Raw genomic sequence first — 22,639 nt, 5'->3', positions numbered from 1 at the left:
GTGCTACCATGGGGTCATGGGCATCGTCGGACTCCGTGAGTTGAGGCAGGACGCCTCCGCGCTGCTGCGACGCGTGGAGCAGGGCGAGGAAGTCGTCGTCACCGTGTCCGGTCGTCCGAGTGCCAGGATCGTGCCGGCCCGGGAGACGAGGTGGCGGCACTGGGACGATGTGTCGGATCTCTTCACGGGTCCTGCGGATGCCGAGTGGAAAGCGGACCGGGAGCTCCTGGCCGACGGCATCCGCGACCCCTGGGATGAGCGGTGACCGGACAGGCGTCGGGGGAGCAGCGGGGTCTGCTGGACACGAGTGTCGTGATCGCCCAGGACGTGGTCCCGATCCCGGGCGTTCTTGCGATCAGTGCCGTGACACTGGCGGAGTTGCACCTCGGGGTCCTCGTCGCCACGTCCGCTGAGCTGCGGGCCGAACGCCTGCGTCGGCTCAGCATCCTGCAGCACCGATTCGATGCCCTGCCGCTGGACGAGGTGGTCGCGGCCAGTTACGGCCGCCTGGCGGCTGCGGTCGTCGAGGCCGGACGGCAACCACGTCGGCGCGTAATGGACCTGCTCATCGCTGCCACCGCGCACGCGCACGGTGCCGTGTTGTGGACCCGGAACCCGGACGACTTCTCCGGGCTGGAGGACTTCATCGAGGTGAAGGTGCCATGATTCGCCTGCCTTGATGCCGATTCGCCTGCCATTTCAGCGGCTCGCCTGTCTTGTTTGACAGGCGAATGGAAAGAAGGCAGGCGTTTCCGACTCAAGGCAGGCGAATCAAGGGCAAGGCAGGCGAAACCAGGAGGGCCGTGTGGGCACTCCGCCGATACCGGCTCAACCCCGTGCCGTGGCCCGTCCTTCAGTCGACGATGGTTTCCTGGCCGACCAGCCCCGACTCCCAGGCCGTGATGATGAGCTGGGGCCGGTCCCGTGCGTCCAGTTTCGTCAGCAGGTGGGCGATGTGGCTCTTCAGGGTGCCCTTGCTGATGAACAGTTCGCGTTCGATCTCCGCGTTGTTGAGGCCCTTGCCGATGAGGGTGAGCACCTCCACCTCCCGGGGGGTCAGCACCTCCGGTGGCGACGGATTCCGCCCGCCGACCGCCCGTGTCACCACCCTTTTCAGCACCGACGGGGACAGCGCCTGCTCGCCGTCGTGGATGCGGCGCACCGTCCGGACCAGCTCTTCCGGTTCCGTGTCCTTCAGCAGGAACCCGCTCGCGCCCGCCCTGAGGGCCCGGAACACGTACTCGTCCAGCTCGAACATCGTCAGCACGCACACCCGCACCCCCGCCAGCAGGGGATCCGCGGCGACCTGTTCCGTCGCCGCCAACCCGTCCAGCCGCGGCATCCGGATGTCCATGAGCACCACATCGGGCACCAGGTCCCGGATCAGGCGGAGCGCCTCGACGCCGTCCGCCGCCTCGCCGACGACCGTGAGATCCGGCTCCGCGGCCAGGATCATCGCGAGGCTGCGACGCACGATCGCCTGGTCCTCCGCCACCAGCACCCGGATCATCGCTCCCCCAACGGCAGGGACGCCCGCACCTCGTACCCGGCGCCGAGCGGCCCGTGATGGAGGGTGCCGCCGTGCAGCTCGACCCGGGTGCGCAGCAGCTCCAGGCCGTGCCCGGACCCTCGCTCGGGCACCCATCCCGGGACCGGGCCGTCGTCGATGACATGCGTGAGCAGCATCTCATCGACGACAGCAACGCTCACCCTGGCCGTCGTCGGGCCGGCGTGACGCCACACGTTCGCGAGGGCCTCGCGGACCACCGTGTACGCCGTCAGCTGAACCCCCGGCGCCGCGGCGACGTCGGTCGCCACATCGGCGTCGACGGTGACCCCGCGCCGACGGGTCTGAGCCACGAGCTCCGCGACCTCGGCGAGGCCGGGGGTCGGGTGCAGTGGTGCCGCCTCCGGATCCTTCAGCACGGTCAGCAGCCGCCGGAGCTCCCCCGTCGCCTCCCGGCTCAGCGCAACCACCTCGGCGAGGGCCCGGCGCCCCTCCTCCGGGTCCAGGTCGATGAGCCGCCGCCCCGCCTCCGCCCGCACCGTGACCGCCCCGAGGCCGTGGGAGACGATGTCGTGCAGGTCCCGCGCGATGGCGATCCGCTCCCGCAGGACGGCGTCGTGGGCGGCGGCGTCGGCGAGGGCCCGCTCGTAGCGGCGACGCTGCACCCCGCGTCGCCACGCCAACCACACCGCGAGCGCCCCGACGGCGGCGACCAGCAGCATCGGCAGCAGCGGGATCCGGGGCGACTCGCGCGGGGCGCCCGTCAGGGCCAGCGCCACCACCGTCAGCCCGGCCGCCACCCAGCCGACGGGGAGGGGACGAGACGTCATGCCTGCGAGCCTACGGCGCTCGACGGCGGCAGGCATCGGCCCCAGGGCCGAGTCCCCCGCGCCGATGCGGCGGGCCGGGGAATCGGATGGGCTGGGGCCATGATCGCTGTGACTGACATCACCCGCCGTCGTGGCGGACGAACCATCCTCGACGGGGTCACGTTCCGGGCCCACCCCGGGCGGGTCACCGGCTTCGTCGGACCCAACGGGGCGGGGAAGACCTCGACGCTGCGCATCCTGCTCGGCCTCGACCGCGGCCACACCGGCAGCGCCGAGGTGTGCGGCAGGCCGTACCGCTCGCTCAGCCGGCCCCTCACCGTCGTTGGGGCCAGCCTCGGCGGTTCCGGCTCCCATCCGGCGCGGCGCGCCGTCGACCAGCTCCGCTGGGTGGCCGCCAGCAACGCCATCCCCCGGGGGCGGGTCCGGGAGGTCCTGGCCGAGGTCGGGCTGCAGGACGCCGCCCGCCGGAGGGTGGGAACCTTCTCGCTCGGGATGGCGCAGCGACTCGGGATCGCGACAGCCCTGCTGGGGGAGCCGGAGGTGCTGGTGCTGGACGAACCCATCAACGGCCTCGACCCGGAGGGCATCCGCTGGATCCGGACCCTGCTGCGCCGCCACGCCTCCCGGGGCGGGACGGTGCTGCTGTCCAGCCACGTCATGACCGAGCTGGCGGAGGTCGCCGACGACGTCGTGGTCATCGCGGGCGGCCGCATCCGGGCCGCGGGCACCATGGCCGAGGTCACCGCCGGACACGCGTCGCTGGAGGACGCCTACTTCGCGCTGACCTCGGAGAACCCGCGATGAGGGCGCTGCGGGCGGAGACCCGCAAGGCGCTGACCTCCAAGGTCGTCCTCTGGGCGATGCTACTTGGGGTGGCGGCGCCGGTGCTGCTGGCGTGGATCAACGGCTCCGGCACGCGGGCCGACCTCGCAGCCGGCGTCCCCGGCCACGACGACCTCCGGGTCGTCGGCGCCGGTGAACTGCTGCTGGCGGCCGCCGCGGCCGCCGTCGTCGGGGTGGTCCTCGTCGGCGCGGAGCGGGTCGCGATGCCGAACGAGCTGGGAGGCGGCCGTCAGGCGACGACGACGGCGCTCGCGATGCCGTCGCGCCCGAGGGTCCTCGTCGCGAAGACCGTCGTCGCGGCTCTCCTCCTGGGCGGCCTCGGGGCAGTGGCGTCGTTCGGGGCGCTGCTGGCCGCGCAGGCCGGGCTGGGGGAGTACGCGCCCGCCATGGACGCGGCCCGCTGGGGTCAGGGCGTCGCCGGGCTGGGTTACATCCTGCTCTACGGGCTGCTCGGCGTCGCCGTGACGGCGCTCGTCGGCGACGGGTTGGTGCCGCTGATCTACCTCGTCGCGAACCAGACGGTGATCTCCGTCGGCTACCTGCTGACCCAGCGCTGGGGCTGGGCCTGGTACCTGCCGGACACCGCCGCGATGGCGATGATGCGCACCCCCGCCGACCCCGCTCAGCCGGGCGTGGTCGTCGCGACGATCGTGGCGACGGGATGGGTGCTGGTGCTGCTCGCCCTCGCCGTCGTGGTGGATCGGAGGCGGGAGCCGTGAGGGCGGCCCTGCGCGCGGAGCTCCGCAGGAGTGCCACCCTGCCGCCGCTTGGCTGGGCGACGGCGGGCGGGGTGCTGCTGGCCGTCGGGGTGGTCCTGCTGCTCCGCCAGTCCAGCGGCGGCGCCCCGGCGACGGCGGTGGCGGACCTGTCGCGTGGCGTCGTGCAGGCCGCGGCGGTGGTGGCGGGTGCGGTGCTGGGGGCGGCGGAGTGGCCGCACCGGAGCGTCGCGTGGCTGGCCGTGCCGCGGCGCATCGTGTGGTGGGCGTCCCGTTGGATGGTGGCGGGGGTCGCGACGGCGTTCGTCGCCGCGCTGCTGACCGCCGCCAGCCGCGTCCCGCTGGGGGTGCTCGATGGCTGGGCTGGGGCGTGGCTGTGGTTGTGGGCGGTGGCGATGGCCGCCCACCTGGCGGCCGAGGTCACCCGCTCGGTCCTGGCCGGATCGGTCGCCGTGCTGGCGGTGCTGTGGATCGCGCCCGGGCTGCTCCGTCCCTTCCCGGTCGCGATGGCCTGGCTGCCCGACGCGACCCCGCTCGGCGGCTGGGCCGGGGTCCGGCCGGGGGTGGGGGTCGGCTGGCTGATCGCCGTCGCACTGGCTGCCGCCCTGCGTGCGTGGCTCCGCGCGGGCGACGCCTGACCCCGTCGCGCCCGGGCCAGCCGCCATGGGAAGGGGGTGGGAGAATGGGGTCATGGGGTTTCGCAAGACTGGCAGCGTCGAGGCGATCCGGACCGAGGTCGCGAGCCTCGACTGGCTCCGAGCCGCTCGCGGCGGTGCCCCCGTCGCCGAGGTCCTCCGCAGCGGACCCGGCTGGCTGGAGTCCCGGATGATGACCCACGGGGAACCCACCCGCGACGATGCCGCCGCCTTCGGGCGGGCCCTGGCCCGCACCCACGCCGCCGGGGCCCCGCACTGGGGAGCGCCCCCGCCCGGGCTCCGCGAGGCCGACGCGAAACTGGCCGAACTGCCCGCCCCCGTCGCCGCGACCCCACGCTGGAACAGCTGGGGCGAGTTCTTCGCCGACGCCCGACTGCGCCCCTACCTGAGGCTCACCTCCCTCGACCCGGCCGCCCGGCACCTGCTCAACCAGGCGATCGACGTCGTCGCCGCCGGACGCTTCGACTCACCCCAACCCAGGCTCGTCCGCGGCGTCGCCCGGCTCCACGGCGACCTGTGGGGCGGCAACATCGTGTGGGAGGCCGACGCCGTGGGCGCCACCGGCACCCTCATCGACCCGTCCGCCCACGGCGGCCACGCCGAGACCGACCTGGCCGAACTGGCCCTCTTCGGGGCCAGCCACCTCACGTCGATCCTCGCCGGGTACCAGGAACTCAGCCCCCTCGCCGACGGCTGGGAGCTCAGACGCACAGTGCACCAGTTCCACATGGTCCTGGTGCACTGTGCGCTGTTCGGTGGCAGCTACCTCAACCAAGCGCTCGGCCTGGCCCACCTCATCACTCGTTGAGCTCGGGCTCCGTCGGTGTGTGGTGCGGCTGACCGTACTCGTCGTCGCTCACCACGTAGTCCCAGAAGTGGTCCTCCTCGGCGCGGCGCATCGTCATCGCGAGGTGCTCCTTGCGCTCGTTGAGGCTGAGCCGCATCTCGCGGGTGTCCTCCATGTCATCCGGGGTGAACTCCTCCGGCTGCTGCTTGGTGCAGGCGCGGGACGGCTTCGGGCCGAAGTTCTCGTCCTCCGCGGTGACGTCGCGGGCCGTGTCGTCGTGCAGGCCGACGATGGCGCGCGTCGGGGCGTAGCCGACCACGTCCTCCCCCTCGGGCACACTGAGGGTCTCGTCATCCAGCCCGAAGACCTTCGCGGGCAGCACCGTCGTGGCGGGCCCCTCGTCGAAATCCGCCTCGGGGTAGTCGGAGGAGTTGAACGAGTCCTCCAGGACCACCGTCTCGTCCCGCAGCCCGTCGAAGGCGGGGGTGGTGTCCTCCTCGTCGTCGTGCAGGTGCAGCGTCTCATCGTCATTGCCCTCGAAGAGTTCCGCCTCGGTCAGCGGCTTGAGCTCCTCGACGACGGGGGCCGGGTCCGACTCGACGGGGGCGACCGTCACCGGCTCGATCACGATCGGCTCCAACACGACGGGAGCCACCTCGGGCTCCGTCGCCGCCTCCTCGACCTGCTCCGGCTGGCTGAAGTCCGACTCGGCGGGCTCGTCGACGATGAAGTCGGCACTCGACGGGGCGATGTCGTGGGACTCCTCGACCTGCTCCTCCTCGGCGACCTCCGGCACGTCGGGCTCCTCGGCCGGGATGTCGGCGTGGTCGTGCTCCGTGGCCGGTGCCTCGTCGCTGTCCAGCTCGTCGGCCACGGCCGGGGCGAAGCCCTGGAACTCCTCCTCCGCCACGACTGCGTCCTCCGCGACGACCTCCTCTGCCGCGGGCTCCTCCGTGACGTTCTCCTCGGGGGCGTGCTGGTCGGCGTCGGGCTCGTCGGCGACGGCCTCGGTGGTCTCCGAGGCGAGGTCGTGGTCCTCGACCTGCTCCTCCATCACGGCATCCTCGACGGCGACCTCCTCCGCGACGACCTCCTCGGCGGGGGCCTCCTCGTGGGAGTCCTCGGAGACGGGCTCCTCGGCGAGGATCTCCGCATCGTCGATGACGGCCTCGTCCCCGATCCCGTCGTGCTCGACGGCGGACTCCTCGGGGGCGTGCTCGTCGGTCTCCTCCGCGACGGGCTCCTCAGCGGGGGTCTCCTCAGCGGGGGTCTCCTCCGCGACGGGCTCCTCCGCATCGGTCCCGGTTTCGGCCTGCTCGGCGTCGGTGTCGTCCCCGGTCATGGGCTCCTCAGCCGTGACCTCGTCGATCACGACCTCCTCGGCGGGGGCCTCCTCGACCTGCTCGAACACGGTCTCGGACTCCTCGGGAACGGAGACCTCCTCGGCGACGGCCTCGTCCAGCAGGGGCTCGACGATGTCCGTCCGCTCGGCCTCCGGCTCCGCCACCTCGGTCATCTCGACCTTTGGCTCCGCCTGCTCAGCCGCATCCTCGGTCTCCGGGATCTCCGGGCTCTCCGGGGCGAAGCTGTGGACCCCCTCAGCGACGATCGCCATGCCGTCGTCGGAGCCGATGGAGGCGTCCTCGTGAGCGCCGATCGCACCCGCGGCCTCGTCGGTGATGGTGCCGGTGCTGTCGTCGCCGATGACGGCGTCGTCGTCCTGTCCGATCGCCTGTGGCTCGTCGCCGCCGATCGCGTCGTAGTGGCTGTCGCCGATCGCGTCCTCGCTCGGACCCGAACCGGTCACGACCGAGGACTGCTTCACGCCGCGCTCCAGGTCGAGCAGCGACTTCAGCTCGGCGTTGTCGTGCTGCGCCTGGTCGAGGTCGGTCTCCAGGACGGTGATCCGCTCCAGCAGCTGGGGCATCGTCTTGTCCCAGGCCGCCGTGGCCCGCTTCTCGAGCCGCGCCATCTCACGCTCCTGACGCTCCGCCAGCGCCTCCAACTCGGCGATCCGTGCGTCGTGCCCGGCTGCCGTCGCAGCCAGGGCCTGGGACTCCGCGGCCTGCCCCTCCGCCGCGACGGGGGCGTTGCGTTCGGCCTCGGCGAGTCGCGCCTCGGCGTCGCTCAGCCTCGACTCCAGATCCACGCGCTGGTCCTCGGCCGCCGCCAGCCGCGCCTCGGCCTCGGCCCGCCGATCCTCCGCGTCCGCCAGCTTCGCCTCGACGCCGGCGCGCCGGGCCTCCTCGTCGACGGCCCGCTCCTCGGCGGCCCGCACCCGGTTCTCCGCGTCGGTGAGCTGCTGGGACGCCCGCTCCTCGGCCTCCGTCGCGCGCTTCTCCAACGCGGTGATCCGCTCGTCGTCCTTCAGGGCGGGGGTCTCGGCGAAGGGACTCACCGACTCCGCCCGCTGCGCAGGCCGCGCCTCGGCCCGCTCCGACTCGGCCTCGGCGAGCCACCGACGCTTCGAGAGGAACCAGCCGATGAGGAACGCGACCACCGCGCACACCAGCAGGATGAGCAGCAGTTCGAGGGCAAGAAGAAGATAGTTGTTCATTGAGTGGTCACCTTTCACCTTGCTCGACGAACGTCACACGACGGTTGGCGGCGCGACCCTCGCGGGTGTCGTTGGATGCCGCCGGGTCATTGTCGGCCATGCCGACCACCACCAGCTGGTTCCGGTCCGCGCCGTGGGCGACGAGGGCCTCGACGACCTGCGAGGCGCGCTGCTCGGACAGGGCCTTCCGGAACTCGGGCGTCCGGCCGCTGTCGGTGTGGCCGACGACCTGGATCACCCTGCCCGGGTGGGCCTGCAGCCAGGCGGCGAGCTCCGCGATCTTCGAACCCTCGCCGTCGACCATCCTGGTGGAACCGCCCTCGAACTGGATCACCGGCGAGGGCATGGGGGTGTTGTCAGGGGTGGGCGACGCCTCAGGGGTCGGCGTCGGCTCCGGGGTGGGGTTGGGGGAGGGGGTCGCCGACGGTGGCTGGCTGCTCGGCGTCGCGGCGGGCGTGGTCGCGCTCGGGGTGGCCGATGGGGAGGCCGTGGCGGTCGGCTGGGTCGACGAGGGGTTGGGGATGACCGTCACCTCGGACACCCCGGGCACACCCTGCACCAGTTCCTCCACCTTCTTCGGGTCCCCCTGGGACACCGTCACCGTCGCTGCCCTGCCGGAGAAGACGACGTCCGCCTCGACCCCAAGGGCCGACAGGGTCTCCGTCGCCTCCGCGGTCAGCGTGCGCTCCACGAGCCAGGCGCCCAACGCCGCCCCGCCCGCAACAAGCGTCGCGAGGCCCACGGCGGCAACCACGCCGCGTCCTTTCATGTCACCCTCCCATGGTTGTCCCACAAGACGATATAACTGAAAGTGAACGTGCTGCGAGTTTTTGACACGAAAGATGGTGCAAGATTCCGTCTGGCATTTCTCGGGGCCCGGTTCTACCATCTGCATCAGCCGAGACGAGGAACGAGGAGAGCATGTCCAGGACGGTGATGCGTCAGGGTGTTGACGGCTTCGATGAGGACGACCTGTCGGACCTGACGGTTCCCAACATCTTCGGCAAGCACGGGGACCGGCGACCGGCCGCGGCGTCCTCGTCGCGACGTGCCATGCACAGCACCAGCAAGGCGAACGAGCTCACCCATGTGCTCGACAACATCCACACCGCCGTGCCGGAGCTCGGCGGGGTCATGATCGCCTCGCAGGACGGGCTGCCGATCTGCCACGACTTCCCGGAGGCCGACGCCGAACGCATCGCCGCGATGGCCGCGTCGTCGATCAGTCTGGGTCGACGCATCTCGGAGCGTTCCGGGATCGGTGATCTGGCGGAGGTCGTCCTGAGGGGAAACCGCGGATATCTCGTCGTCTACGAAACGGGCGAGGAGACCATTCTCGTCATGCAGGGGCCGCTCGACTCGAATCTGGGTCTGATGCGCATCGAGGCCCGTCTCGCGTTCGTCGAGATCCACCAGTTGCTGACCCGATCTTGAGTTCTTCCCGCCCAGGCGCTGGGATGGGGCCATGACCACGCACGTTGACTTCTGGTTCGACCCGACCTGCCCCTGGGCCTGGATGGCCTCCCGCTGGATGCTGGAGGTGGAGCAGGTGCGCGACGTCCACACCACCTTCCACCCGATGAGCCTCTACATCCTCAACGAGGGCCGGGACCTACCGGAGGGGTACCGCGCGCACATCGACTCAACCCGCGTCGCCTCCTACGCCACCGCCGCCGTGCAGGAGCGTCATGGCGCCGACGCCCTGCGCGCCTTCTACACCGCCATCGGCACCCGCATCCATCCGGGCGGGGAACCCGTCGCGGTGGAGACCGTCCGGGCGGCCCTCGCGGACTGCGGCCTCGACGTCGGCATCGCCGAGGAGGCCACCACCGACGCCTTCGACGGCATCACCCGCCGCTACCAGAAGGTGGTGGAGGACCTCGTCGGCACGGATGTCGGCACGCCTGTCATCCGGGTCAACGGGATGGCGCTGTTCGGCCCGGTCATCTCGCCGGCCCCGAAGGGCGAGGCGGCGGGCGAGTTGTTCGACGGCTTCGTCAAGGTGACGGCCTACGACGGTTTCTTCGAGCTGAAGCGCTCCCGCGACCGCGACCCGATCTTCGACTGACAGGGCGGCCGTGCCGCGGTGCGGAGTGCGCTCCGGATCAGTCGCCGAGGTGGCTGCCTCTCCGGCGGATCAGCCTGCAGTGCGGAACTTCGCCGCATGCTCCTGCGCCCACTGGGCGAAGGTCCGGGCAGGCCGTCCGGTGACCTCCTCGACGGTGGGCAGAACCACGTTGGCGGCGGCGGGCGGGTTGGTGGCCAGCTGGATGCCGAACTCCACGTACTCCTCGTCGTAGCCGTAGCCCCGCATTCGTTCGCGCTCGGCCTCCTTGCTCCTCAGCTGCACGAAGGCGATGTCCTCGCCCGTCGCCTCGGCGAGGATGCGGACGCGTTCGGCCGGGGTGAGTGCCTCGGGCCCGGTGAGAGGGTAGGAGCGGCCAGCGTGGCCGTTCTGGGTGAGCGCGGTGGCGGCGACGGCGGCGATGTCGGCCTCGTGCACCACCGCGCTGGGGTAGGTGGCGAGCATGGAAACGGAGCGCGTGGCGCGAATTTCCCCGGTCAGCTCCAAGGCGTTGCACATGAACTCCGCCGGTTGCACGAAGGTCCAGGCGATTGAGCTGGCCTGTAGGGCGGCCTCGATTCCAGTGGGCGACCAACTGCTGAGCACCGTGGCCCGGGTGATGCCGTGCCGTTCGGCGAGCGCGACGATCTCCGGGCCGTTGCCCAGTTCTTCGCCGTCATCGCCGCCGAAGGTGATCAGGTGGATCCCGTCGACGCCGTCGAACGCCGGTGCGAGGGTGGCGGCATCATTGAGATCGCCTGCCACCACCTCGACGCCGGTGGGAAGGTTGGCCGTGGCAGGGTTGCGACTGAGCGCCCGGACGTGGTGACCGGCTTCGTGAAGCTGGATGACCAGGTGGCGTCCGACGTGTCCGGTGGCTCCGGTGATGAGAACACGCATGGTGAGGGTCCTTTCTTGGGTGGATCAGGTGGTGCTGGCGCGGAGGGCTCGCAGCCCGAGGGTGAAGCCGAGGATGGCGGTGATGATCGCGGCGAGGAAACCGTAGGCAACATCTGCGGTCGCGATCTGGCCTGCGAACAGGTCTCGTTCGGCATTGACGACGTGGGTGAGGGGGTTGAACTGCGCGAGGACGTGCATCCAGGTGGGTCCGTTCTCCAGGGGCAGCAGCATCCCGGAGAGGATCATGAGCGGGAACAACACCGTCTGGTGGACAGTCCAGAACATCCAGTCCTGCTCTCGCACTGCGATGGCCAGTGCGTAGCTGAGCGAACCGATGCCGATACCGAGGACTCCCAGGAGCAGCAGGCCGAGGAGACCGCCGCCCGGGTCGGGGCGGAACCCGAACGGGATCACGACCAGGATGACCACGACAGCCTGGGCGACGAGCGGTACGAACTCCTTCAGTGCACGCCCGATGAACAATGACGATCGCGTCAGCGGTGTGACGAGGAGGCGTTCCTGGGAGCCGCCTTGCAGGTCATACTGGAGGTTCGATCCGGTACCCGCGGTGCCGAAGAGCGAGGTCATGACCAGGATTCCCGGCACGAACCACGCCCACGGGGATCCCTGCGTCGGCGCTGTCGTTGTGGCGATCAGCGGCCCGAAAAGCAGCAGGAAGAACAGCGGCTGGATCAGCCCGGCCACCAGGGAGAACGGGTCGCTGGCCACCGGGCGCAGTTCGCGGCCCATGACGATGAGGATGTCGCCGAGGGCATTACGACGCGGTGCGGTGGAAGTGGTGGTGGTCATGGTGTGGTCTCCTGTCGTTCGTCGCCTGTTTCGGCGGGCTCTTCGACGATCTCGCCTGCATCACGCAGGCTCCGCCCGGTGAGTCCGAGGAACACGTCGTCCAGGGTGGGAAGCCGGGTGTCCGCGGCGGTCACCTCGATACCGTGGCGCTGCGCGACCGCGATGGCGACCGGGAGAGCCGCCCTGCCGTCACCGACCTGGGCGATGACCGTGTGCCTGTGTGCGGTGGCGTCGCGGACGCCGTCGATGTGCGCGAGGAGTTCCCGTAGCCGTTCGGCCTGCGAGGGGTCCGGGGTGTCCAGGGTCATCCGGTCGCCGACGTGTCGCTTTTTGAGCTGCGGCGGCGTACCCTCGGCGATGATGCGTCCGTGGTCGACGATCACAATGCGATCTGCCGCGTGATCGGCCTCCTCCAGGTAGTGGGTGGTGAACACGACCGTCATGTCGGCCTGCTGCCGGGTTTGGATGACGTGGTCCCACAGGTTGCTGCGATTCTGCGGGTCGAGACCTGTTGTGGGTTCGTCCAGGAAAAGTAGGGGCGGAAGGTTGACCAGCCCGATGGCCAGGTCGAGGCGACGACGCTGGCCCCCGCTCATCGCTTGCGTCTTGCGCATGGCCAGCTGCTCCAGTCCGAGGATCGACAGCAGCTCAGCGGCGCGTGCGCGGGCAGCGGCCCGGCGGAGTCCGTAGATGCGGCCCTGGGTGATGACCTCGTCGATGGCGCGTTGGGTGTGGCCAGCGCCGTTGCCCTGCCCGACGTAGCCGATGCGTTCGCGTACCTGGGAACTCTGGGTGGTCACGTCGAAGCCCGCGACCTTGGCGGTGCCGCTGGTGGGTGGCAGGAGGGTGGCGAGCATCCGCATGAGTGTGCTCTTGCCTGCGCCGTTGGGGCCGAGCACCGCGACGGTCTCTCCGTGATCGATGGTCAGGTCGATGCCGTGGACGGCGAGGACCTCGTCGCCGTGTGGGGTGCGGAAGCTCCGCGAGAGGTTGTCTGTCGTGATCATGAGCTGGCTGCACTCCCTTTCGTTGATGACACATCCATCCTCACAGGACTTGTGGCCGCTATATGGCCACAAATGGGAATAGACTTGAACCGATGTCGACGAGAACACGGGCTCTTGAGCTTCTGGGGTTGCTGCAGAACCGACGCCACTGGCCGGGCGACGAACTCGCGCGCCGGCTCGGGGTGAGCCAACGTACGCTCCGGCGTGACGTGAACGATTTGCAGGAGCTCGGCTACCCGATCACCACGACCAGGGGAACCGGCGGAGGCTATCAGCTCGTTCCGGGCGCGTCACTGCCGCCGCTGGTGCTGAGCGAGGACGAGGCCACCGCGGTGGTGCTGGGACTCAAGGAGATCGCCTCCGCCAACGCTACGCCGGGGGAGGCGGCAGTGAGCGCGATGGCAAAGATCGTCCAAGTGCTTCCGACGCGCATCCGGCACCGCATCGACAGCCTGCGGGGCGTGGTGACGGTGCCGATGAACCGTTCGTCGTCGAGCATCAGGGACGTCACGGCGTTGACCACCGTGGCCCTGGCCAGCCGGGATCACGAAGTGCTGCGTTTCCATTACCACTCGAGGAGCGGCCAGGTTTCGCAGCGTCTGGTCCAACCGCACCGCAGCGTCAGTGTCGACCAGCGACTCTATCTGATCGCGTGGGACCTCGACCGCGCGGACTGGCGCACCTTCCGTATCGACCGGATCGAAAACCCTGTCCGCACGGGCAGGACGTTCGTGCCCCGCCAACTGCCCGAAGTCGATCCGGTTGAGTTCGTGCACAGCCAGATCAGGGCAATGCCTGCGAAGTACTCGGTGCGGGCGACCGTGTGGGCCCCCGAGGAGCGGGTCAAGCAGGAGTTGGCGAGGTACGGCGGTGTCCACTCCGTCGACGACGACCGTTGCGAGGTGCGCATCTCCGCAGAATCTCTTGACTGGGCCGCCTTCTGTCTCGCTGCGATCGGAGCCCCGTTCACCGTTCACGGGCCGCCTGAGGCCATCGAGCACCTACGTGGCTGGGGTGCTCGGTTCACCGCCGCGACCGAAGGGCAAACCCGATGACGACGCGGCAGCCGTTGGAACGGCTGATCACGGACGTGGAACGTAGGACACGGACCGGCGTGTGGCCTGAACTCGCGTGACGACCCTGAACCTGCATCGATGGCCATCTCCCGTGCCGCAGCGCTCAGGGCGCTCCGGTCAGTCGCCGAGGCCCGTGCCGACGTCGCGGGCCGTCCGGACCCACGGGTGGTCGGGCGGGACCAGCGCCAGGTTCCCGGCCACCTGCTCCAGCGGGACCGCGACGGTGCCATCGCCCGCGCTGCCCACCATGATTCCCGTCTCGCCCTCGGCGATCAGGTCGGCGGCCGCTGTCCCGATGCGGGAGCCGAGCAGCCGATCCTCCGCGCACGGGGTGCCGCCGCGCTGCACGTAGCCGAGGATCGTCACCCGCGACTCCAACCCCGTCGCGGCCTCCAGGTGCCGGGCGAGTCGGAAGATGTGCTCCCGGTGCTCGTCGAGGACCCGCGCCAGATGCTGTTTCGCGGCGGCCTTCTCCTCCGGGGAGTTCGCGGAGCGTTTCAGTGACTCCGCCGCGGCGATCGCCTGCGACGCGGCCACGTCCATCGCCCCCTCAGCGACGGCGATGACGCTGAAGTGCTTGCCTCGGGCCTGTCGGGCCCGGATGGTCTCCACCACCGAGTCCAGCGAGTACGGGATCTCGGGGATGAGGATGATGTCCGCACCACCCGCGATGCCCGCGCCGAGGGCCAGCCACCCCGCCTTGTGTCCCATGATCTCGGCGAGGATGACGCGGTGGTGACTGTGGGCAGTCGAGTGGAGCCGGTCGATGGCCTCCGTCGCGATCTCCAGAGCCGTCGAGAAACCGAAGGTGTTGTCCGTGTGGGCGACGTCCCGGTCGATGGTCTTCGGCAGATGGATCACCGGCAATCCCGCGTTGACGAGGCGCAACGCGTTCTTCGCCGTGCCGCCGCCACCCAGCATGACGAGGCAGTCCAGCTTGTTGCGTTCCACCACCTCCGCGATGCGAGGGATCGCGTCGACGGTCTGTCCGTCGATGACCATGCGGTGCACCTTGTCCCGGCTGGTGCCGAGGACCGTGCCGCCGACGGTGAGGATCCCCGACAGGCTGTCGTGGTCCAGTGGCACCCACGTGTCCTCCGCCAGCCCCCGGATGCCACCGCGGAACCCGATGAGGTCCATGCCGTGCCGCTCCATCGCCGCCTTCCCGAGGCCGCGGATCGCGGCGTTCAGGCCCGGCGAGTCGCCTCCGGCCGTCAGGACTCCGATGCGTTTGCTCATGGGAACAACCCCCTTTGGTCGTGCTCCCAACCCTACTGGTCGACGGGGAGCGACGTGCGGCGTTGCGTCTCCTGGTAGCGCGCGGCATGGGCGAGTCGCGCCTGATGGGTCTCCACGGCCTGCTGGTGCGCCGTCGCGAGTTTCTTCGTCGTGGACGCGATGGAGCTGTCGAGGGTGGCCAGGTCGTCGGCGATGCGTGCCCGCGCATCCAGGGTGAACTTGTGCATGTTGAACCCCAGCAGGCCGAGGAGGACCCCCGCCCCGAGGAACAGCATCCCCCACGCCGGCTGCCCGGCCGCCCACCAGCCGATGGAGATCAGGAGGACGGCGCCGCCGACCCCGGTCAGCTGCAGCCCCTTCGCCGAGATCCCGGTCGGGGCGGTGCCCTCGATGCGGCTGCGGGCCACCTTCACCCGCGTCGGGTTGATCGCGCCCTCCACCCCGACGACGATGTCCTGGTGGCGCTGGAGGGGGACCTCCGGCGCCCTGGGTGCGGGGGCGGTGGCGTACTCCTGGGCGATCGGCGCCAGCTGCACCAGGATGCGACGCCACAGCCAGCGGCGCGCCTCGACGGGTGCCTGGGGGTCGAGGGCCATCGCCCGCAACACGTCCCCCGCCTCCACCCGCTGGCCCTTGTCCTCGCGCGGCGTCAGGGTGGCGGGTTCCAGCAGCGCCATGAAGTCGTGCCGGGTGCCCTCGGCCATCGCGAGGAGGCTGTCCTCCTCGGGGCCGCTGCCGACGATCCGCAGCAGCAACGCCTCCAGCAGCAGTTTCCGGCCCGCGTCGGCCGGCGTCTCGCCCTCACCGGGGAGCGGATCCTCCACCTGGTCGAGGGCCCAGCCGAGGGGATCGGTGGAGTGCTTCGGACGGGGATCGCCCTGGAGGGAACGGTTCAGCCACTCCACCCAGTCGTCGCGGCCGGTCAGGAGACCGTCGACGACGCCGCGCACCGCGTCGAGGCCAGCGGGTCCGAATCCGCCCGTCGCGATGGCCGACCAGACGAGGGCCTGCCACCGCTCCCAGCACCCGTTCTCGTCCACCTGCAGCAGACCGGGCAGCTCCCCGAGCACCGGGGCGCCGCGGCCCAGGGCCGCCTGGGCGATCGTGAGGAAGATGCCCGTCGCCTCCGGGTTGCGCTGACGGGCCCGCTCGGCCAGCGTCGGGTCGACGGAGCCGTCGGGGCCGAGCGCCGCCACCGCGGGCGGGAGCCAGTAGTTCGGGCAGTCGGCGACCTCCTCGGGGGTGTGCCCGTCGATGAGGCGCTGGATGTTGCGTCGCGCCTGGCTGCGTGCGCTGGGGTGGCCGACGAAGGCGGAGAGGTCCTTCTCGATACCGTCGAGCCGGACGTAGCTGAGGAAGGCGTCGGTCAGGCGGCCCAGCCGGTTCTCGACGCTGCCCTGGACGTTGCGCAGCTGTTTCTGGAAGTCACCGGCCTGCCTCGCCATGCTGGACCGCAGCATGAGGGTTTCCTGGTACTGATCCCTGATGGCCTCGCGCAGCATCTTGTCGCGCCCGTACTCGCTCGACCACCACCATCTGGTGTCATCATCCCAATCCGGCATGCCCTTATCCTCTCGCGGTTCGGGTGCACGTGGGGCAGGATTGGGGGCATGTACCCCACCTATGTGCCTGACCAGAACCGTTACGACGGTCGCATGCCCTACCGTTTCTGTGGCCGCTCCGGCCTCAAACTTCCCGTGCTGTCGCTCGGTATGTGGCAGAACTTCGGCGATGACAAGCCGCTGGGTGTCCAGCGGGAGATCATCCGTCGCGCCTTCGACGCAGGCATCACCCACTTCGACCTGGCCAACAACTACGGTCCACCCTACGGACAGGCCGAGATCAACTTCGGCACGATCTTCCGCCAGGACCTCGCGCCGTTCCGCGACGAGATCATCATCTCCTCGAAGGCGGGGTACGACATGTGGCCCGGGCCGTACGGGGAGGGTGGCGGCTCCCGCAAGTACGTGCTCGCCTCACTCGACCAGTCGCTGAAGCGGATCGGGGTGGACTACGTCGACATCTTCTACTCCCACCGGTTCGACCCGGACACCCCCATCGCCGAGACGATGATGGCCCTCGACCAGGCGGTGCGTTCCGGCAAGGCGCTGTACGTCGGCATCTCCTCCTACGACGCCACCCAGACCCGGCAGGCCGCGCAGATCGCCCGGGAGCTCGGCACGCCGCTGCTCATCCACCAGCCGCTGTACTCGATGTTCAACCGTTGGATCGAGCCGGGTGTCAAGGACGCCTGCGAGACCGAGGGCATGGGCATCATCTCCTTCTCGGCGCTGGCCCAGGGGCTGCTCACGAACCGTTACCTCGACGGGGTGCCCTCCGACTCCCGCGCCGCCCGCGAGGGGTCGCTGAAGTCGGCGCAGATCACCGGCGACGTGCTGGAGCGGCTCCGCGCCCTGGGGGCGATCGCCGAGCGGCGTGGCCAGACGCTGTCGCAGCTGGCCCTGGCCTGGGTGCTGCGGGATCCGCGGGTGACGTCGACCCTCATCGGTGTCTCGTCGCTCGAGCAGCTGGAGACCAACCTCGGCACGCTCAAGGAGCTCGACTTCACCGACGACGAGCTGGCCGAGATCGACCAGCACATCGCGGCCCCCGGCGGCGACATCTGGGAGTGACCCACGAATCCCTGCACATGCGCGGCGCTTCCCGGGTGGGAGCGTTCTCAGTGATCATGCGTCGCGCATGTGCAGGGAATCACCGGTTGAGGTCACGTCGCTGGAACAGTGGGTGGGCGACGGCCCACAGCGCCACCGCCCCGACCAGCATCACGGCGACATGGCCCCAGTTGGCCCCGTTGTGCAGGGGGCGGGCGGAGCCGTACCAGTGGAACGGGCTGACCACGGCCCAACCCTCGAAGCGCGGCGCCATCGTGACCGCGACGTTGACGGCGTAGCCGATGACGCCGACCCCGACGGCCGTCCACGTCGCCACCGCGGGCCGTCCCGAGGCGGCTGCCGCCAGCGACGCCGTCGCGGAGACGAACAGTCCGAGTGCCGCCAGGTGGACGGCGGCCCCGGCGATGTGGGCGGCGGGCAGGTCGAGGTTGCCGAGCCGCGCCCCACCCCAGATCCCCAGCCCCGTCAGGGCGGCGATGGCGACGACGAGGACGACCTGCGTCGCGAGGGTCGCGGCGAGGAGGCGCGTGCGGGTCGTGGCCGTCAGGATCATGGCGAGGCGACGATTCCGCTCATCGGAGGCGAGGGCGACGGCGGGCACGACCCCCACCGTGATGACCGCGACCGGCGCCATGACCCCCAGGGTCTCGGCCCAGTAGAACCCGGCCGGGGTGGTCATGTCGTCGGCGCCCCAGACCTGGAAGACCGCCGCCGGCATCGTCTCCGACAAGGACTCGAGCTGTGCCGTCATCTGCTCGTACATGGGTCCCATGAGCAGCCCCATGATCCCGGCGGCGACCACCGCCACGACGAGGAACAGCGTGCGGTGACGGCGGAGCGCCAGGCCGGTCAGGGTGAGGCCGCGACGGGGTGCTGCGAGCCGTCGCGTTGTCCTGCGGCGGCGGGGAAGGCTCGGGATCAGCGGGACGGGGGTGCCGACGTCACGCAGGCGAAACCCGACGACCCCGAGGATCAGCAGCAGGACGCTGCCGCCGAGGAGCTTGGCCAGGGCCGCGCCGTCGAGTCCGTTGACGAGGACCTCCGGGCGGGAGTACCAGGCCCACGGGACGAGGTCGACCAGCCCCTCCGTCGCGGCGGTCAGCGGCAGCAGCCCGGCGGCGAGCCAGCCGAGCAGCAGCACGAGCGTGCCGACGCCGAGGGCCAGGCCCTTCCGTCCCGTCGCGGCGCCGAGGCAGAAGGCGACCGACCCGCAGAACAGGGCGTTCGCGCCGAGGGCGAGGGTCAGGGCGCCGAGATGCGCCTGGCCGAGGTCCACGTCGAAGGGCAGTGTCGCCAGCAGGGACAGCCCCCACAGGCCGGCCCCGATGATTGCGACGACCGCGACCAGCACGACGATCCTCGCCCCCGCGACCCGCAGCCGGGAGACGGGCTGGGCGAGGATGAGGGGTAGGGTGCGGTCCTGCTCCTCCCCGGCGACGACGTGCGCGCCCACGGCGACGGCGAAGGCGGCGGTGGTCAGGGCCCCCATGAACCCGACCATCTGCGCGTAGGCCATCACCTCGACGTCGGCGCCGGCGGGGATCCCGGCCAGGGCGCGCATGGCGTCGGGGAGGCTGTCGTAGACGCTGGCGTCCATCGACTGGGACATCCACATCGCCAGCAGGGTGAATGCGAAGACGCTCAGCACGACGGCGACCATTCCGATGAGTCGGGGGCGCAGGCCGCGCTGCACCATGGCGAGGGTGCTCATGACCGCTCCCGGTAGAAGGTGAGGAAGACGTCCTCGAGGTCGGAGTCGCTGGCGGTGACGTCGACGATCCGGTGCTTGGCCCCGACGGCGGCGAGCAGGGGACCGAGGTCGCCGTCGAAGGTGAGGGTGGCGCGGCGGTCCGTGACCACCACGTCGTGGCTGCCGGGGACCTGCAGGTCGGCGGGGTCGGGGGTGCGGTCGAGGATGAGTTCGACCTGGCGCAGGGATCTGAGGTCGGCGACGTTCTCCGTCGCGATGAGGCGGCCGCGGCGGATGATGGCGACGCGGTCGGCGACGCGTTGGACCTCGGAGAGGGTGTGGGAGGACAGGAAGACGGTGCGGCCGTCGTCGGCGATCTCGCGGATCAGCTGCTGGAACTCGTGCTGGACCAGCGGGTCGAGGCCCGCGTTGGGTTCGTCCATGATGACGAGTTCGGGGCGGTGCATGAGGCAGGCGATGAGGCCGACCTTCTGCCGGTTGCCGGAGCTGAGTTCCTCGACGCGCTTGTCGAGGTCCGCGTCGAGACGTTCCTGCAGCTGCGCGACGAGCGCTCGGTCAGAGCCGCCGCGCAGCCGGGCCAGGAAGGCGAGGGTCTGGTGGCCGGTGAGGCTGGGCTGGAGGGCGAGGTCGCTGGGGAGGTAGCCGAGGCGTCGATGGACGGCGACGGCGTCGCGGTGGGAGTCGAGCCCGAGCAGTGTCGCGGATCCGGAGGTCGCGCGGATCTCGTCGAGGAGGATGCGGATGGTGGTGGACTTCCCGGCGCCGTTGGGGCCGAGGAAACCGAAGACCTGGCCTGTCTCGACCTGGAGGTCGAGACGGTCGAGGGCGGTGAAGGAGCCGTAGCGCTTGGTGAGCTGGTGGGTCTCGATGGCTGGCATGTCACTCCTTGAGCTGGTCGCGGTAGTGGGTGATGAGGTCGGGTGAGAGGAGGCCGCTGAAGAGGTCGAACTGGGCCCGGACGTAGTCGCGGATGCCCGGCTGGTTCATGAGGTCGAGGGAGGTGACGTCGATGTCGAGGAGGCGCCGCATCTGGCGGTGGAGGACCAGCGAGCCGAGCGAGTAGATCGTGATCATCCTCACGGCGACCGGGAGGTTGTCGACGGGGCGGGCGAGCCCCGCGTCGATGGCCTCCTGCCAGTAGCCGACGGCGTCGGCGACGAGCTGGTCGACGAGGGCGTCGATGGCGGCGCTCGGCTTGGTGAGGCGGTGCGCGAGGTAGCCGAGCACCTGGTCCTGACCGGTGGCCTGGAGGCTGGCGAAGATGTTGGGCAGGGGGCCTTGGATGTGTTGTCGCTTGGCGTCCTTGACGAGGGCGGCGATGCGTTCGTCACAGGCCAGCAGGAGGCCGTCCATGGTGCCGAAGTGGTGGCGGATGAGCCCGATGGACACCTCGGCGCGGGCGGCGACGCTGCGGGCGCTCGGGACCTCCCCCTCGGCGACGAGCGCGATGGTGGCGTCGCGGAGGCGGGCGCGGGCGGTGAGGTCGGAAGTCATGATACGAGTGTATAGGAAGCTATACGAGTGTTTAAGAGGGTCGTCAGGATCCGTCCGTTTGGTAGGTAAGGACTCGTCCGTTTGGTAGATGTAACTACGTCTGTTTGGTAGATTCGGCGCATGGGGTATCGACGCCGAGTCCTGGACGACCTGCTCGACGAACTGTTTCCGCACCTGCCGGCCATCGCCATCGAAGGGGCGAAGGGGGTGGGCAAGACGGCGACGGCGCGGCAGCACAGCCGCTCCGAGGTTCAACTGGACGACCCGGTGCGTCGGCAAGCCCTCAGCGATCACCCGGATTCGATCCAGGATGAGCCATCGCCCCTTCTCATTGATGAATGGCAGCTTGTCCCGCAGATCTGGGACCATGTCCGCCGGGCCGTTGATGTTGATCCCAGCGGTGGGCGTTTCCTGCTCACTGGCTCTGCCACACCGGCCCCTGAGGCGCGCATGCATTCCGGCGCCGGGCGTATCGCCTCCTTCCTGCTGCGCCCGATGTCCTTGGCGGAGCGCGGAGTGAGTGAACCGACGGTCTCGATGGCAGCCCTTCTGGAGGGCGGTGGTGCCAAGATCTCCGGCCACTGCTCACTGACTCTCCCCGATTACGTCGAGGAGATTCTTCGATCCGGCTTTCCGGGGATTCGAGACCTTCCGGAGCCTGCCCGTTCGATGCAGTTGGACAGCTATCTCGCCCGCATGGTGGATCGCGACCTCCCCGAGGCGGGGGTGAGGGTGCGTCGTCGTCACACCCTGCTGGCCTGGCTCCGTGCCCACGCCGCCGCGACAGCCACCGACGCCAGTCATACCGCGATCCTGAATGCGGCGACGCCGGGTGAGTCCGACAAGCCTGCACGCCAGACCGTGAAGATCTACCGGGAACACCTGGAGAACATCTTCGTGCTTGACCCGCTGCCTGCCTGGATCCCGTCGTTCTCTCCGCTGAAGCGGCTGACGTTGGCGTCGAAGCACCATCTGGTCGACCCGGCCCTGGCCGCTCGCCTGGTGGGTGTTGGTGCGGGGGGGCTCCTGCGGGGGGAGGGCCCGCGGATCCAACCGGACACCGGAACCTGGGTGGGGGCTCTCTTTGAGTCCTTGGTGACGCAGTCCGTCCGGGTCCACGCCCAGCCGATCCGGGCCACCGTGAGCCATGCGCGCACGAAGAACACCGATCATGAGATCGATCTGATCGTGGAATCCGATGATCTGCGGGTGCTCGCCATCGAGGTCAAACTGGCGGGTGCCGTCGCCGATGCCGATGTCAGGCACCTCAACTGGCTCAAGGGGCAACTGGGGGACCGAGTCGTCGACCGGGTCGTCATCAACACCGGACCCTATGCCTATCGTCGTCAGGATGGTGTTGCTGTCGTGCCTCTCGGGCTCCTCGGTCCGTGAGGGTGTCAGGGTGCATACTGCGGGCATGGGGAGTAGGGGCACTGTGGACCGCAGGCGGGCTGCCTGGCGGTGGCGGATCTGGTACGGGACGCTCGAGGATCACCTCCACATCTACCGGCCCAGTGCGACGAACTACGTGGTTCGCGGGGTCGGGACGTTCGTCTTCATCGCGCTGATGTTCCCCGGATCGCGGTACCTGGGCGCGGTCCTGATGGGCGTTGGCTACGTCGTCGCGGAGTACCTCTCCTACCGGGTGGCCCTGAGGATCCAGCGCAAGCGGCTGAGGAGAAGGTACCGCCGCTGAGCGACCCTGTCTTTCCTCCCTGTGTTAACATTGGGCAGCTGTCTTTTGTCGTCCATGTAGCAATGAGGTGTGTGGCGTGACTGATCCGATGCACGGTATTGAGGAGGATGTT

General features: G+C 70.0%; 24 protein-coding genes. 12 read left to right on the top strand and 12 right to left on the bottom strand.

Annotated features, from left to right (window positions below; genetic code table 11):
* Positions 1 to 16 precede the first annotated feature (16 nt).
* Both EII35_RS10915 and EII35_RS10910 read left to right on the top strand, forming a co-directional pair.
* Positions 17 to 265 (top strand): type II toxin-antitoxin system Phd/YefM family antitoxin, encoded by a 249-nt coding sequence (locus EII35_RS10915; RefSeq protein WP_125228503.1) that lies wholly within the window; start codon positions 17 to 19, stop codon positions 263 to 265.
* Positions 262 to 666, top strand: coding sequence for a type II toxin-antitoxin system VapC family toxin (locus tag EII35_RS10910; protein WP_125228502.1), 405 nt, complete (start codon positions 262 to 264; stop codon positions 664 to 666). The genes EII35_RS10915 and EII35_RS10910 overlap by 4 nt, the downstream gene beginning before the upstream one ends.
* Before the next feature lie 187 nt (positions 667 to 853).
* On the opposite strand, the gene EII35_RS10905 is transcribed toward EII35_RS10910, so the two are convergent.
* Together EII35_RS10905 and EII35_RS10900 are read right to left on the bottom strand one after the other, a co-directional pair.
* A complete protein-coding gene (locus EII35_RS10905) occupies positions 854 to 1,510 on the bottom strand; it encodes a response regulator transcription factor (RefSeq protein ID WP_125228501.1) in 657 nt (218 codons plus the stop codon).
* Positions 1,507 to 2,337: a sensor histidine kinase gene (locus tag EII35_RS10900; RefSeq protein WP_185744282.1), complete on the bottom strand. Its 831-nt coding sequence runs from the start codon at positions 2,335 to 2,337 to the stop codon at positions 1,507 to 1,509. The genes EII35_RS10905 and EII35_RS10900 overlap by 4 nt, the downstream gene beginning before the upstream one ends.
* A gap of 99 nt (positions 2,338 to 2,436) precedes the next feature.
* On the opposite strand from EII35_RS10900, the gene EII35_RS10895 reads away from it, so the two are divergent.
* Genes EII35_RS10895 through EII35_RS10880 form a run of 4 tightly spaced genes read left to right on the top strand, consistent with a single transcriptional unit; the run spans position 2,437 to position 5,360 of the window.
* Positions 2,437 to 3,141 (top strand): ABC transporter ATP-binding protein, encoded by a 705-nt coding sequence (locus tag EII35_RS10895; RefSeq protein WP_125228499.1) that lies wholly within the window; start codon positions 2,437 to 2,439, stop codon positions 3,139 to 3,141.
* Positions 3,138 to 3,899: a hypothetical protein gene (locus EII35_RS10890; protein ID WP_125228498.1), complete on the top strand. Its 762-nt coding sequence runs from the start codon at positions 3,138 to 3,140 to the stop codon at positions 3,897 to 3,899. The genes EII35_RS10895 and EII35_RS10890 overlap by 4 nt, the downstream gene beginning before the upstream one ends.
* Entirely contained in the window at positions 3,896 to 4,534 is a 639-nt protein-coding gene (locus EII35_RS10885; RefSeq protein ID WP_125228497.1) for a hypothetical protein, read from the top strand. Before EII35_RS10890 ends, EII35_RS10885 begins: the two co-directional genes overlap by 4 nt.
* A 52-nt stretch (positions 4,535 to 4,586) precedes the next feature.
* Positions 4,587 to 5,360 carry a fructosamine kinase family protein gene (locus tag EII35_RS10880; protein WP_125228496.1) on the top strand — a complete coding sequence of 258 codons (774 nt, stop codon included), beginning with the start codon at positions 4,587 to 4,589 and terminating at the stop codon, positions 5,358 to 5,360.
* Here the strand turns inward: EII35_RS10880 and EII35_RS10875 are convergent.
* Positions 5,350 to 7,896: a coiled-coil domain-containing protein gene (locus EII35_RS10875; protein WP_125228495.1), complete on the bottom strand. Its 2,547-nt coding sequence runs from the start codon at positions 7,894 to 7,896 to the stop codon at positions 5,350 to 5,352. The two genes, EII35_RS10880 and EII35_RS10875, sit on opposite strands and share 11 nt — an antisense overlap.
* 7 nt (positions 7,897 to 7,903) lie before the next feature.
* On the bottom strand, positions 7,904 to 8,665 hold the full coding sequence (locus tag EII35_RS10870) for an OmpA family protein (protein ID WP_125228494.1): 762 nt from the start codon (positions 8,663 to 8,665) through the stop codon (positions 7,904 to 7,906).
* 152 nt (positions 8,666 to 8,817) lie between these two features.
* On the opposite strand from EII35_RS10870, the gene EII35_RS10865 reads away from it, so the two are divergent.
* Both EII35_RS10865 and EII35_RS10860 read left to right on the top strand, forming a co-directional pair.
* Positions 8,818 to 9,330 (top strand): roadblock/LC7 domain-containing protein, encoded by a 513-nt coding sequence (locus EII35_RS10865; RefSeq protein WP_260465105.1) that lies wholly within the window; start codon positions 8,818 to 8,820, stop codon positions 9,328 to 9,330.
* Positions 9,331 to 9,361: 31 nt separating this feature from the next.
* On the top strand, positions 9,362 to 9,964 hold the full coding sequence (locus EII35_RS10860; protein ID WP_125228493.1) for a mycothiol-dependent nitroreductase Rv2466c family protein: 603 nt from the start codon (positions 9,362 to 9,364) through the stop codon (positions 9,962 to 9,964).
* Positions 9,965 to 10,033: 69 nt separating this feature from the next.
* Here EII35_RS10860 and EII35_RS10855 read toward each other — a convergent pair whose 3' ends face one another.
* Genes EII35_RS10855 through EII35_RS10845 form a run of 3 tightly spaced genes read right to left on the bottom strand, consistent with a single transcriptional unit; the run spans position 10,034 to position 12,678 of the window.
* The gene (locus tag EII35_RS10855) at positions 10,034 to 10,861 is read right to left on the bottom strand and encodes an SDR family oxidoreductase (RefSeq protein ID WP_125228492.1); all 828 of its coding nucleotides are present in this window, start codon (positions 10,859 to 10,861) and stop codon (positions 10,034 to 10,036) included.
* Positions 10,862 to 10,885: 24 nt separating this feature from the next.
* A complete protein-coding gene (locus EII35_RS10850; RefSeq protein WP_125228491.1) occupies positions 10,886 to 11,671 on the bottom strand; it encodes an ABC transporter permease in 786 nt (261 codons plus the stop codon).
* Positions 11,668 to 12,678 carry an ATP-binding cassette domain-containing protein gene (locus tag EII35_RS10845; protein ID WP_125228490.1) on the bottom strand — a complete coding sequence of 337 codons (1,011 nt, stop codon included), beginning with the start codon at positions 12,676 to 12,678 and terminating at the stop codon, positions 11,668 to 11,670. The genes EII35_RS10850 and EII35_RS10845 overlap by 4 nt, the downstream gene beginning before the upstream one ends.
* A gap of 62 nt (positions 12,679 to 12,740) precedes the next feature.
* Between EII35_RS10845 and EII35_RS10840 the strand changes: the two genes are divergently transcribed.
* Positions 12,741 to 13,733: a helix-turn-helix transcriptional regulator gene (locus EII35_RS10840; RefSeq protein WP_312019303.1), complete on the top strand. Its 993-nt coding sequence runs from the start codon at positions 12,741 to 12,743 to the stop codon at positions 13,731 to 13,733.
* A 138-nt stretch (positions 13,734 to 13,871) separates the two neighbouring features.
* On the opposite strand, the gene EII35_RS10835 is transcribed toward EII35_RS10840, so the two are convergent.
* Complete coding sequence (locus tag EII35_RS10835; protein ID WP_125228488.1) at positions 13,872 to 14,993, bottom strand: 6-phosphofructokinase; 1,122 nt, start codon at positions 14,991 to 14,993, stop codon at positions 13,872 to 13,874.
* A 32-nt stretch (positions 14,994 to 15,025) separates the two neighbouring features.
* A complete protein-coding gene (locus tag EII35_RS10830) occupies positions 15,026 to 16,555 on the bottom strand; it encodes a hypothetical protein (protein WP_125228487.1) in 1,530 nt (509 codons plus the stop codon).
* Between the two features lie 48 nt (positions 16,556 to 16,603).
* Here EII35_RS10830 and mgrA point away from each other — a divergent pair, with 48 nt between their 5' ends.
* Complete coding sequence (gene mgrA, locus EII35_RS10825) at positions 16,604 to 17,626, top strand: L-glyceraldehyde 3-phosphate reductase (protein ID WP_125228486.1); 1,023 nt, start codon at positions 16,604 to 16,606, stop codon at positions 17,624 to 17,626.
* Between the two features lie 79 nt (positions 17,627 to 17,705).
* Here the strand turns inward: mgrA and EII35_RS10820 are convergent, their stop codons facing one another.
* From EII35_RS10820 to EII35_RS10810, 3 genes are read right to left on the bottom strand one after another with little or no spacing between them, the layout of a single operon-like run.
* Entirely contained in the window at positions 17,706 to 19,337 is a 1,632-nt protein-coding gene (locus tag EII35_RS10820; RefSeq protein WP_125228485.1) for an ABC transporter permease subunit, read from the bottom strand.
* A complete protein-coding gene (locus EII35_RS10815; protein ID WP_125228484.1) occupies positions 19,334 to 20,215 on the bottom strand; it encodes an ABC transporter ATP-binding protein in 882 nt (293 codons plus the stop codon). The genes EII35_RS10820 and EII35_RS10815 overlap by 4 nt, the downstream gene beginning before the upstream one ends.
* Position 20,216: 1 nt before the next feature.
* The gene (locus tag EII35_RS10810; RefSeq protein WP_125228483.1) at positions 20,217 to 20,831 is read right to left on the bottom strand and encodes a TetR/AcrR family transcriptional regulator; all 615 of its coding nucleotides are present in this window, start codon (positions 20,829 to 20,831) and stop codon (positions 20,217 to 20,219) included.
* Between the two features lie 120 nt (positions 20,832 to 20,951).
* Between EII35_RS10810 and EII35_RS10805 the strand changes: the two genes are divergently transcribed.
* Together EII35_RS10805 and EII35_RS10800 are read left to right on the top strand one after the other, a co-directional pair.
* Positions 20,952 to 22,223 carry an ATP-binding protein gene (locus EII35_RS10805; RefSeq protein WP_125228482.1) on the top strand — a complete coding sequence of 424 codons (1,272 nt, stop codon included), beginning with the start codon at positions 20,952 to 20,954 and terminating at the stop codon, positions 22,221 to 22,223.
* A 25-nt stretch (positions 22,224 to 22,248) separates the two neighbouring features.
* Complete coding sequence (locus tag EII35_RS10800; RefSeq protein WP_125228481.1) at positions 22,249 to 22,527, top strand: hypothetical protein; 279 nt, start codon at positions 22,249 to 22,251, stop codon at positions 22,525 to 22,527.
* Positions 22,528 to 22,639 lie beyond the last annotated feature (112 nt).

The organism is Arachnia propionica (assembly GCF_003932785.1).
GTDB lineage: Bacteria > Actinomycetota > Actinomycetes > Propionibacteriales > Propionibacteriaceae > Arachnia > Arachnia propionica_B.
The sequence above is the reverse complement of the archived record's forward strand: the minus strand, read 5'-3'. Positions and strand labels throughout refer to the sequence as shown.